Origin of the sequence: Mycobacterium sp. 48b (assembly GCF_048282725.1) — a bacterium.
GTDB lineage: Bacteria > Actinomycetota > Actinomycetes > Mycobacteriales > Mycobacteriaceae > Mycobacterium.
The window spans coordinates 268,567-279,886 of the sequence record NZ_JBLVUL010000001.1; the positions used below are offsets into that span (position 1 = coordinate 268,567).

At 67.3% G+C, this 11,320-nt stretch carries 9 protein-coding genes; 4 read left to right on the top strand and 5 right to left on the bottom strand.

Going from position 1 to position 11,320, the window contains the following annotated elements; genetic code table 11:
* Nucleotide 1: 1 nt before the first annotated feature.
* Entirely contained in the window at nucleotides 2-562 is a 561-nt protein-coding gene (locus ACNQR1_RS01265; RefSeq protein ID WP_418043436.1) for a TetR/AcrR family transcriptional regulator, read from the bottom strand.
* A gap of 85 nt (nucleotides 563-647) precedes the next feature.
* Between ACNQR1_RS01265 and ACNQR1_RS01270 the strand changes: the two genes are divergently transcribed.
* Together ACNQR1_RS01270 and ACNQR1_RS01275 are read left to right on the top strand one after the other, a co-directional pair.
* Entirely contained in the window at nucleotides 648-3,698 is a 3,051-nt protein-coding gene (locus ACNQR1_RS01270) for an MMPL family transporter (protein ID WP_418043438.1), read from the top strand.
* Between the two features lie 42 nt (nucleotides 3,699-3,740).
* Nucleotides 3,741-4,184 carry a MerR family transcriptional regulator gene (locus tag ACNQR1_RS01275; RefSeq protein WP_418043440.1) on the top strand — a complete coding sequence of 148 codons (444 nt, stop codon included), beginning with the start codon at nucleotides 3,741-3,743 and terminating at the stop codon, nucleotides 4,182-4,184.
* Here ACNQR1_RS01275 and ACNQR1_RS01280 read toward each other — a convergent pair.
* The 4 genes from ACNQR1_RS01280 to ACNQR1_RS01295 all read right to left on the bottom strand — a co-directional run bounded on the left by ACNQR1_RS01280 (nucleotide 4,108) and on the right by ACNQR1_RS01295 (nucleotide 9,513).
* Entirely contained in the window at nucleotides 4,108-4,995 is an 888-nt protein-coding gene (locus tag ACNQR1_RS01280; protein WP_418043442.1) for an LLM class flavin-dependent oxidoreductase, read from the bottom strand. The genes ACNQR1_RS01275 and ACNQR1_RS01280 overlap by 77 nt on opposite strands.
* A gap of 153 nt (nucleotides 4,996-5,148) precedes the next feature.
* Nucleotides 5,149-6,975 (bottom strand): phosphoenolpyruvate carboxykinase (GTP), encoded by a 1,827-nt coding sequence (locus tag ACNQR1_RS01285; RefSeq protein WP_418043444.1) that lies wholly within the window; start codon nucleotides 6,973-6,975, stop codon nucleotides 5,149-5,151.
* Nucleotides 6,976-7,132: 157 nt separating this feature from the next.
* Nucleotides 7,133-8,659 (bottom strand): hypothetical protein, encoded by a 1,527-nt coding sequence (locus tag ACNQR1_RS01290; protein ID WP_418043446.1) that lies wholly within the window; start codon nucleotides 8,657-8,659, stop codon nucleotides 7,133-7,135.
* Complete coding sequence (locus ACNQR1_RS01295) at nucleotides 8,656-9,513, bottom strand: hypothetical protein (RefSeq protein ID WP_418043448.1); 858 nt, start codon at nucleotides 9,511-9,513, stop codon at nucleotides 8,656-8,658. The genes ACNQR1_RS01290 and ACNQR1_RS01295 overlap by 4 nt, the downstream gene beginning before the upstream one ends.
* Nucleotides 9,514-9,789: 276 nt before the next feature.
* On the opposite strand from ACNQR1_RS01295, the gene trmB reads away from it, so the two are divergent.
* Nucleotides 9,790-10,587, top strand: a complete 798-nt coding sequence (trmB, locus tag ACNQR1_RS01300; RefSeq protein ID WP_418050232.1) for a tRNA (guanosine(46)-N7)-methyltransferase TrmB — start codon at nucleotides 9,790-9,792, stop codon at nucleotides 10,585-10,587.
* A gap of 14 nt (nucleotides 10,588-10,601) precedes the next feature.
* Nucleotides 10,602-11,300 (top strand): NYN domain-containing protein, encoded by a 699-nt coding sequence (locus tag ACNQR1_RS01305; RefSeq protein WP_418050233.1) that lies wholly within the window; start codon nucleotides 10,602-10,604, stop codon nucleotides 11,298-11,300.
* Nucleotides 11,301-11,320: the final 20 nt, after the last annotated feature.

Consider the following 11,320-nt stretch of genomic DNA (forward strand, 5'->3'; position numbering starts at 1 on the left):
TCTAGAGCACCCCCCGCAGCAGCAACATCAAGCCGGCACCGGCGTCATCGAGCGGCCGCAGCGACCGCGCGCTGCGGCATTGGATGATCGCACCCTCGAGTGAGCTGACGATGAAGCTGCCCAGCTGGCCCGCGGTCGCGGCTTCAACGCCCTTGGATTCGATCGAAGCGGCGATCACCCGGGCCCAATCAGCAAATACCGCGGCCGAGGCTTCACGCACGGCCAGCGCGTCGGGACCAGCCTGCGCAGCGGCCACGATAGGACACCCACTACTGAATTCACTGTCGACGAGGTTCTGTTTCCAGCCGGCGATGAAGGCGCTGATCACGTCCTCAGCAGGTAGCGCCTGCGTCAACTCTTCAATCCTGGCGGTGATGATCCGGCCGGCCGTCAGGGTCGCCTGCTCCATCAGTTCGATTTTTCCCGCGGGAAAGTGCTGGTAGATCGAACCCCTGGCGGTGTTGCTGTGTTCCAGAAGATCACTGAGACCCGTCGCGTGCACGCCGTACTCACGCATCAGCTCGATGGCGCTCAGAATGAGACGCTCGCGCGGGCCTGCCACCGCCGACACCCTCTCCATCACCTAAATAGACCAGTTGGTCCATCCTAGTCGACCACTTATAGACCGATTGGTCTACGATGCCCAAATGCACAATCTGGCGGTCTTCGGCAAACTCAGCAGAGTCTGCGCGAAGCATGCGTGGTTGATTCTCGGGGCGTGGCTGGCCCTGGCCGGCGTACTGAACCTGGCCATCCCTCAGCTCGAACGCACGGTGGCCGAGCACTCGGCGCCGTTCACTCCGGAGAGTCCAACCACCGAGACCCTGCGACAGATGTCCCGCGACTTCGGCGTGCCCGATACCACCGCTGTCGGCAGCATCGTGGTGTCCAGCGACCGAGTCCTCAACCCGGCCGACACCGCGTATTACCGCGACCTGGTGTCGCGATTGGTGGCAGACAAGGACGACGTCGCCTACGTCCTCGACACATACGGCACCCCAGGACTGGAGGGCATCGGCCTGAGCCCCGACGGAAAAGCCATCCACTTGATCGTCGCCACCACCGGGGACGTCGGCTCCACCCGTGCGCACCAGTCCACCGAGAACGTCCGCGCCGCGGTCGACGCACTCCCCCGTCCGTCCGGGCTCGACGTACATTTCACCGGGGCCGCACCCACACTGTCGGATCTGTTCTCCGCCATCGACACCTCGCTGGCCATCATCACCGTGGTCTCGGTGGTACTGATCACGCTGCTGCTGCTCGCCGTCTACCGGTCGCTGATCACCTCGATGATTCCCCTTCTCACCGTGGGCATTTCGCTGGCAGTCGCCCGGCCGGTGATATCGCTGCTGGGCGGCCACGATCTGCTGACCGTCTCGAACTTCACCATCGCCCTGGTCACCGCCATGGTGCTGGGCGCAGGGACCGACTACGGCATCTTCCTGCTGGCCAACTATCACGAGGGCAGGCGGCGCGGGCTGGCCGTCGACGACGCGGTGGCGCGCTCCGGTGCGCACACCGCGGGTATCGTCATCGCCTCCGCGCTGACCATCGCCGGCGCCGGAATGGCCATGGTGTTCACCAAGATCGGGATGTTCCGCACCGCAGGACCTCCGATCGCGCTGTCGATCGCGATCACCATGGCGGTCAGCCTGACCCTCACCCCCGCGATCATGGCACTGTGGGGGAAGCGCGGATACGCCGAACCCCGTCCCCTCGACGAACGACGCTGGCGCAAGCGGGGTGCCGCCATCATCCGTCGTGCGCCGGCACTCGTCGCAGCATCCCTGGCGTTTCTCATCGCGATGAGCTCCGTGCTGTTCACCTTCGAACCCAACATCGACGAGAACGCGATGCAGCTGCGCGCCACCGACAGCAAGCGCGGATACGAGGCCGTCTACCGCCACTGGGGAGTCAACGAGGCCGCGCCGGAGTTCATCACCATCCGGACCGACCACGACATGCGCAACACCAACGACCTGGCCGCCCTGGACCTGATCGCGATGTCGATCGGCAATCTTCCCGAGGTGGCCTACGTCCGATCGATCACCCGGCCCGAGGGAAAACCCTTGCCCGAGACGGCTATCGGCTCGCAGACCGCGCAAGTCGGCGCCGGCCTTGCCGATGCCCACGACCGGGTCGAAGAGGCCATCCCGCAACTGAAGCGGCTGGCCTCCGGGGTGACCCAACTGCATGACGGATCCGCGGATGCGGCCGCCAGGCTCCCTGAACTCACCGTCGGCGCCCGGTCCCTGGTCAACCTGGCCCGCAACCTGCTCGGCACACTGGAATCCGCCGATCGGGTGGTCGGCAACCTCTCCGGCGGGTCGCTGGACGTTGTGACCGCGGTGCGCAGCATCTCCAACGCCACCGATTCCCTGGACCAGGTGGTCGACGACATCGACTCCGCCCGGCAGCGATTGGCGGCCCCCACAGCCGCGTTACACGCAGTGTTCGATCCGCTCACCGGGCCGGACCCTTCGCCCGCCTGCGCTGCCGACAGCTCATGCCTGCGGGCCAGGCAGGCCTTCGCCGACCTCAACGCGGCCACCGGCGGACGCGCACAGCTGGCGATCGACGGATTGAGCCTCGCCGCACCCCTGGTTCCCGAAGGGCCCGTGAACACGGCATTGGACACGATGCCCGACCTGCGCGCGGCCATCAAGAAACTGCGGGCGATGCTCGATCAGCTCGGCACCAGGACCCCCGAACAGACCCGTCAGGAACTGAGCCGGCTCCTGTCCGGAATCAACGAACTCACAACGGGTCTGGGCCGTCTGACCTCCGGCCTGGGTCAGGTCAAGACCGGTACCGACACCATGGTCACGCTGACCACCGAACTCAGTGCGGGGCTCTCGCGAGCTTCGGAATTCCTGCATCGGATGTCTGCCGATACCAGCACCGGCGCAGGGCGGGGCTTCTACCTGCCCGAGGAGGGCCGCTCCGACCGCCGCCTCACCGCCGGTGAGCAACTGCTCATCTCCCCGGACGGCCGCAGCGCCCGGATGATGGTGGTCTGGGCGGTGAACCCGTACGGCGCCGAGGCCATGGGAGCGGTACCCGACGTCATCGCCGCAGCGAGCAACGCCGCGACGGGAACCGTGCTGGAGCACGCCCAGATCGAATCGACCGGTCTTGCCTCACTGTCCCAACGTCACATCGACCAAACCTGGCGCGACTTCGCACTTTTCGGTGTCGTCGCGGTGGCCGCCGTGCTCCTGGTTCTGATCGTGATGCTGCGAAGCCTGGTGGCCCCGGTGCTGATGATCGCGGCGGTGGTGCTGTCCTTCGGGGCAGCGGCCGGGATGTCCACCCTGATCTGGCAACACGTGATCGGAATCAGCCTGGACTGGTCGGTGTTCCCGGTGTCGTTCATGGCGCTGGTCGCCGTCGGCGCCGACTACAGCATGCTGTTCGCCGCCCGCATCCGCGAGGAATCCCACAGCGGGGTGATCAGCGGCATCATCCGCGGATTCGGCAGCACCGGCAGCGTGATCACCACCGCCGGAGTGGTTTTCGCGATCACCATGTTCGCGTTGACCAGTGGGACGGTACTCAACCTGGTGCAGATCGGGTCCACCGTCGGAATCGGCCTGCTGCTCGACATCACCGTGGTGCGGACCTACCTGGTTCCCGCTGCCATGAGCCTGCTGGGCGATCGCATGTGGTGGCCGTCGCGTGAGACGGTCCGCGCGTAGGGGACACCCCACCGGAGGTTGACGTTGGGGTCCAATTGAGCGATGACCGACTACGTGACGATCCGTGAGGTGGCCGACCATTTCCACCTGCCGGTATCTACCCTGCACTACTGGGAGCGTCGCGGCCTCGTCGCGTCCGATCGCCGGGCCCGGGTGCGCGTCTACGACGCCGAACAGGTGTACCGCATCGCGCTCGTCGACTTGTGGCGGCACGAAGGGCGTCTGTCGATCGAGGACATCGCCGAACTTCTGCAGACCCAAGATCATTGGCAGAACACGGTGCGTCGCCGGATCAGCGATATCGAAAGCCGCATCGACGGGCTAACCCGGGCGCGCGATTATCTGGACCGATTACTGGAGTGCAGGAGCGGGCCTGAATTGCTGCAGTGCCCCCTTTTTCGTGACAATGTCACCGTCCCTGGGGTATTACAGCAAGCTCGGCAATCATGTCGTACTGAGTCAGCAGACCCTGAGTCCCGGCATTGACGAGCACGTGGGACACCCCTGCTTCGCTGTAGTGGCCCAGTCTGTCCTCGAATTCACCCTGCGAACTGATCATCATCCGATCAGCGACCTCCCGCGGAACCAACAGACTCTCCAACCAACGCACCGCTCGCTCCCGGTCGGCGCCGCCCAGAGCCGTGAACAACGTGGTACCGACGCGCGGCGGCACAACACCGCGCGCGTCGGCGATCTCGGCCAGCCGCGCACGTCCGTGCCTGATCTGATCAGAGCTCAACAACGAAGCGAGCCAGCCGGTTCCGTACTGGACCGCGCGGTGCAGCGCGGTCTCCGATGCCCCACCGATCCACACCGGAGGCATCGACGCTGCCGGTTCGAGCGTGACCGTCGGCTCGCCGAGTTCGGTACGCAGTGCAGTTTCTTTTCCGGACAACAGATCTGGCAACGCCTGCAGCAGCACGTCGGTCCGGCGGCCACGCCCCTCTCGCGAAACGCCTGCGGCGGTCCACTCTGCGGCCGGCTCACCTCCCACTCCTACGCCGAGCAGTGTCCGACCACCCGACAACACCTGGAGTGAGCCGATCTGTTTGGCTGCCCAGGCCTGAGGACGCAGTGCGAGCAGCAGGACGCCGAAGCCCAGCCGTAATCGGTCTGTCACGGCAGCGGCGGCACTGAGCGCCACGACACTGTCCAGGAACGGCGCGCCGGTGCTCAAATGATCACCGGCCCACACTGAGTCGAACCCGAGTGCTTCGGCGCGGCACGCTATCGAGGTGACGTCCGGGATGTCCTCGCCGGGCTCACCGAAGGTGGGCAATGCAATGCTGATCTCCATAGCACGCAAGCGTTGCCGCTCAACCAAGGTTGAGCGCAACCCCGGATACTTGGCAGATCCCCTATGCAAACGCGCACCCTCGTGACTCACGAGGGTGCGCGTAATGCTGACGCGTGGCGGCGTGTCTACCGGCAGACACGCACGCTCGCGGTGTTAAGCCTCGGACAGGCGGTGCTTGAGGGCGTCGAACTCGTCCTTGATGCCGGTGGGCAGCTTCTCACCGACGAACTCGAACCACTCCTCGATCAGCGGGAGCTCGGCCCGCCACTCCTCCGCGTTGACGGCCAGGGCCTCGTCCACATCGGCGGCATTGACGTCGAGCCCGGACAGGTCCAGGTCGGCCGCCGTCGGCACGATGCCGATCGGGGTGCTCTTGCCGTCGGCCTTGTGCTCGATGCGCTCGATGGCCCACTTCAGCACGCGGCTGTTCTCGCCGAAGCCCGGCCACAGGAAGCGGCCGTCCTCGCCGCGGCGGAACCAGTTGACGAAGAACACCGCGGGCAGCTTCGACTCGTCGGCGTTCTTGCCGATGTTGATCCAGTGCTGGAAGTAGTCACCGACGTTGTAGCCCAGGAACGGCAGCATGGCCATCGGGTCGCGGCGCACGGTACCGACCTTGCCCTCGGCGGCCGCGGTCTGCTCGGAACCAAGGGTGGCGCCGATGAACACACCGTGCTGCCAATCGCGGGCCTGGGTCACCAGCGGGACCGTGGTCTTGCGACGACCGCCGAACAGGATCGCCGAGATCGGCACACCCTGCGGGTCGTCCCACTCCGGCGCCAGCGTCGGGCACTGCGAGATCGGGGTGCAGTAGCGCGAGTTCGGGTGCGCCGCTTTGGTTTCCGCCTCCCGCAGGTTCCAGTCCTGGCCCTTCCAGTCGATGAGGTGGTCGGGCTCGCCCTCCAGGCCTTCCCACCACACGTCGTTGTCGTCGGTCTTGGCCACGTTGGTGAAGACGGTGTTGCCGGCGGCGATGGTCTTCATCGCGTTGGGGTTCGAGTCCCAGTTGGTGCCGGGCGCGACGCCGAAGAAACCGAACTCGGGGTTGACGGCGTACAGGCGGCCGTCCTTGCCGAACCGCATCCACGCGATATCGTCACCGACGGTCTCGGCGCGCCAGCCGGGGATGGTCGGCTGCAGCATCGCGAGGTTGGTCTTGCCACAGGCCGACGGGAACGCCGCGGCGACGAAGTACGCCTTGTTCTCCGGCGAGATCAGCTTGACGATCAGCATGTGCTCGGCGAGCCAGCCCTCGTCGTGGGCCATCGCCGAGGCGATGCGCAGCGAGTAGCACTTCTTGCCCAGCAGCGCGTTACCGCCGTAGCCCGAGCCGAAGCTCCAGATCTCGCGGGTCTCCGGGAAGTGGGTGATGTACTTGGTGTCGTTGCACGGCCACGGCACGTCCTTCTGGCCGGGCTCCAGGGGTGCACCGATGGAGTGCAGCGCCTTGACGAAGAAGCCGTCGTCGCCGATCTTGTCCAGCGCGGCCTGACCCATCCGGGTCATGGTGCGCATCGAGACCACGACGTACTCGGAGTCGGTGATCTCCACACCGAGCTTGGGGTCCTCGGCGTCCAGCGGACCCATGCAGAACGGGACCACCCACATCGTGCGGCCGCGCATCGAGCCGCGGTACAGGTCGCTCATGATCCCGCGCATCTTGGCGGGTTCCATCCAGTTGTTGGTGGGACCGGCGTCGATCTCACGCTCGGAGCAGATGAAGGTGCGCGACTCGACGCGGGCGACGTCGGACGGATCGGAGAGCGCCAGGTACGAGTTCGGCTGCTTCTCCTCGTTGAGCTTCTGGAAGGTGCCCTGCTCGACCAGGTGAGCGGCCAAGCGGTCGTACTCCTCGGCGGACCCGTCGGCGAAAACCACCCGGTCCGGTTGAGTCAGCTCTGCGACCTCCTGGACCCAGGCCAGCAGACCCTGATGTTTCGTCGGTGCGGTGTCCAGACCCGGAATGGTCGCTGAGGTCATCAAAATTCTCCTGCGTAGGTTTGTGGAACCCAAGCCACGTCACGACGCGGTCACGGCTACCCCTTGGGTAGAGGTTAACGCGGGTGACATACCCACGGTGAACCAGTGGTATGTCCGATCACTCACAGGAACGATTCAGATCGACGTTATCAGGTGGTTACTCGTCAGTAGCATCGCTGTTGCCGTACAGATCAGCCCGGACGGCGTTCAGCGCCCGCTGTAGCGGCGGGATCCGCCGGTCCCGCTGGGCGGCCGCGCGCGCGGTAGCGATGGCATGTTCGCGCAGTTCGGCATCCATCGCGGCGGTCTTCTCGGCCGCCACAGCGGCCTCGGTTTCCTCACGGGCCGCCAGCTCGGCGGTGAGCGCGGTCTCCGCGGCCAGCACCCGCGTCGCGACGAGCTCCTCGACGGCCGAACGCAGTGTGGTGGTGATGTCACCGACCCAGCGATCCAGGACCGCCCGGTCGTGCAAAAGCCCGCGGGTGCCGACCACCCAGACCGCCAGCAGCAGACCCACCACAGCACCGACCACCAGACCGGCCACGGCCAGTCGCGGCGCCGCGCCGGCCAACAGTCTGCTGACCGCGACCGCGACTCCCAGCCCGAAGCCAGCGCCCAGAACCAGCATCAGCCGGGTCTCCAGGGTCCGGGACTTCAGCGGCGGGGACGGCAGGGTGGGAACCGCCGGCTGAGCCGGTGATCCAGCCACAGCCGGCGGAGCCGGTGATCCAGCCGGCGACTCGAGCGCGGGCAGGTCGAGTTCCGCCGCGACGCCGCGCAGGTGTGCGGTGACTCCCTCGTCGACGTCGCCGACGACCTCGGCGGCACGCTGCCGGGCGTACTCCTCGAACGTCTCGATCCGGCGCCGGCTCATGCCCGCGACGTCCTCCTGCAGTTCGGTGCGCACCGAATTGCACCGGTTGCGGGCGAAATAGCCGAGTTGGACCCGGGCCTGCTGCAGCTGACTTCGCAATGCGATGCTGCGCTCGGTACGGGTCAGCCTGCGGGCCCTGGCCACCTCGGCGCGACGCTCGCGCAACACGTCCACCCGCGCCTGACGGTCGGCGCCCGACCCGTCGGCCTGGTACCGGAGGATGACCGCATCCAGCCGAGTTTCCCAGGCGCGCAATCGGTTCCGGCGTGCGATATCGGGATCGGCCAGTTGGGCGGTGAGCAGTTCGACCAGCTCGTCGAGCTGAGGCTCACCGAGATCGGGCGCAGCCGCCACCCCCACCCAGGGCATGCGCGCGTAGCGCGTGTCGCGCTCACTCAGGATCTGCGCATCGGCGTCGCGCACGTCGCGCCAGTCGCGGTACGCATCGGTCTTGGACACCACACCGATCACCAGATCGGTGTGACGCGACGCCAGATCGACCAGCGCACAATCTGATTCAGTCACAGGTGCGGCCGCCGAGACGACGAACACCACGGCTGCCGGGGCCTCGCCCGCCACCAGTTCGGTGGATTCCACGAAGGTGGTCTGCGGCATCCGCTCCCGCAACGCCGCCATCACACTGGTCGATCCGGCCAGCCACGGACCGGCGACCAGCACCGCGTCGCGGGTTTCCACTCCCGGCGAGTTCAAGCCGGGATCGATCGCGGCCACCACGGCATCGGCAGCGGCGATCTGCGCTTCTCGCGTCCGCTCCGATGCCGGGTCCCGGGCCGTATCCACGTCGGTCATCCTCGGTTGCCCGCCGCACCCAGCAGTCGCAGTGAACCGCGCACGATCGCGTCACCGCAGCTGCGATGCAGGGCATTCACGGGCCCGTCGCGGTAACGCCGCCAGCGCCGGGCGCGGCAGAGGTGGGCGTCGCGGTCATCGCCCGGGTCGACGCGCAGTCCTTCGGCCTCGACCACGTCGACGGCCGCGGCCATCACCGCGATCACCGTGTCATCGGCGGCCAGGAACCGTCCCACCGCCGGGCCGCCCACGGCACGCAGCTCGGCCAGGGCCCACAGCGCCCGCCGGTACCGGACCGGGGCGGCCGCCGCATCGATGACCGCCACCGCCCGGTCGACCTCGCTGAGCCCACGCAACAACACCGGCACTGTCTCGGCCTGTTCGCCACGGCTGATCGCCAGGGTGGTGTGGGCGACCCCGAACCGGTCCAGACGTTCCAGCAGCTGCGTGCGCACCGCACGCGGCACCTGGTGTGGACCGGCGACGAAGGCATCGGCCGAGGTCAGGTCGGCGGGCGCGGCGGCCAGCAGCCGCAGCGCGTCGACCAGGTTCGCAGGAACCGCCCGCAGGGACGCGCAAGCGAGCAGTGCCACCATCGGCACCACCGGCACTCCGGCCGGCTTCTGCAGGAGCCGGGCCCTGCGGTGCGCGGTGGCGATCGGGCCGCCGGGTCCGGACCCCGCGAGATCGGCCTTGTTGAGTACGACGATCGCCGGCCGGCCCGCCCGGGCCAGTTCGGCGAGCAGGGCCTGGTCCTCGGGTTTGAGCACCTCGGCGATCACCAGCACCGTGACATCGCCCGACTCGGAGATCGCGAGGCCTGCACCGGCCAGCGCCGCGGTCACCGTGCTCACGCCGACGCCGCGACGCCCACAGACACGCACACTGACGGGGGCCGAAACCCGTGCACTGATCTCCGCCAACCGCGCATCGCCGTCACGGTCGGCAAAGCGTGTGAGCTCGTCTGCGAAAATCTGGCAGCCTTCCCTGTGTGGTGACGGGCCTACCCCGGCGCCCACGAAAAATCGTGACACGACCCGCGGGGGCGCGCGAACAGAGGTTTAAGCCTTAACAGTAGGAGGCAACTGTTGGGTATCAATCTCTACCACGATGCGGGCACAACGCCGGAGATAAGAGACCATGGACGGATGCACCCGTCCAGGTCCGACATCGATGGGCAGGCGCCGGCAGAAGAGGTGGCCGACGTGCCGCCCGCCCAACCGCACCGTTTTCCCCGGGTGACCAGCTTCCGCACCCGGCGCTCGACGCTGTCACCGGCCCAGCAACAGACCTGGGACCGGCTGTGGCCCGAGCTGGGCATGCAGGCCCGCGACGAGAACTCGGCACCGGTCGTCGACCTCGACACCACAGCATGGTTCGGCCGCTCTGCCCCGTTGATCCTGGAGATCGGCTCGGGCACCGGCACCTCCACGCTGGCGATGGCCCAGGCCGAACCTGATCTCGACGTGATCGCGGTCGAGGTCTACCGCAAGGGCCTGGCCCAACTGCTCAGCGCGATCGACCGCGCCGCCCAGACCGACTCCCCGGTCACCAACATCCGCATGGTCCGCGGGGACGGCGTCGACGTGCTCGAGCACATGATCGGCAGCGAGACCCTGACCGGCGTCCGGGTGTACTTCCCGGATCCCTGGCCCAAGGCCCGCCACCACAAACGCCGCCTGCTGCAGCCGGCCACGGTCGCCCTGATCGCCGACCGGCTGCGGCCCGGCGGGATCCTGCATGCCGCCACCGACCACTCCGGGTATGCCGAGCACATCGCCGAAGTCGGAGACGCCGAGCCGCTGCTGCGCCGGGTCGAGCCGGGCGCACATCTGCCCATATCGGTCGAGCGCCCGGTCACCAAGTACGAGCGCAAGGCACTGGCCGGTCCCGACGTCACCGAGTTGGTCTGGGAGAAACACCCATGAGTGTGACCGAAGACATGCGAGACGAGACCGCGCAGGCAGAGGCCCGATCCGAGCGGGCACCCGAGACGTCGGCCACCGCCCCTGCGCGGCGGGTGCTGCTGGTGTGGGACGCCCCCAATCTGGACATGGGATTGGGCGCGATCCTGGGTGGCCGCCCCACCGCCGCGCACCGTCCCAGGTTCGACGCACTGGGCCGCTGGCTGCTGGGGTACACCTCTGAACTGGCGACCGAAGGCAGTGACGACGCGGACGTCTCACTGGAGCCCGAGGCGACGGTCTTCACCAACATCGCCCCAGGTAGCGCCGATGTAGTGCGCCCATGGGTGGAGGCGTTGCGTAACGTGGGCTTCGCCGTATTCGCCAAGCCGAAGATCGACGATGACAGCGATGTCGACAGCGACATGCTCGAGCACATCGCCCTGCGTCGAAGCGAAGGGCTGGCAGCGGTCCTCGTGGCCTCGGCTGACGGACAAGCGTTCCGCCAGCCGCTGGAAGAAATCGCCCGTGAGGGCATCCCGGTGCAGGTGCTTGGATTTCGCGAACATGCGAGCTGGGCGTTAGCGTCGGATACCTTGGAGTTTGTCGATCTGGAGGACATTCCTGGTGTGTTCCGGGAACCGCTGCCACGGATCGGACTGGACTCGCTGCCCGAGCAGGGGGCATGGCTGCAGCCGTTCCGGCCGCTGTCATCGCTACTGACCGCGCGGGTGTAACAGAAGTATGAAAGCGTTAG

Bases quoted from the DNA above. Each gene is read 5' to 3' on its own strand.
- ACNQR1_RS01270 (WP_418043438.1), top strand. From the start codon at position 648: ATGCACAATCTGGCGGTCTTCGGCAAACTCAGCAGAGTCTGCGCGAAG.
- ACNQR1_RS01275 (WP_418043440.1), top strand. From the start codon at position 3,741: ATGACCGACTACGTGACGATCCGTGAGGTGGCCGACCATTTCCACCTG.
- ACNQR1_RS01280 (WP_418043442.1), bottom strand. From the start codon at position 4,995: ATGGAGATCAGCATTGCATTGCCCACCTTCGGTGAGCCCGGCGAGGAC.
- ACNQR1_RS01285 (WP_418043444.1), bottom strand. From the start codon at position 6,975: ATGACCTCAGCGACCATTCCGGGTCTGGACACCGCACCGACGAAACAT.
- ACNQR1_RS01290 (WP_418043446.1), bottom strand. From the start codon at position 8,659: ATGACCGACGTGGATACGGCCCGGGACCCGGCATCGGAGCGGACGCGA.
- ACNQR1_RS01305 (WP_418050233.1), top strand. From the start codon at position 10,602: ATGCGAGACGAGACCGCGCAGGCAGAGGCCCGATCCGAGCGGGCACCC.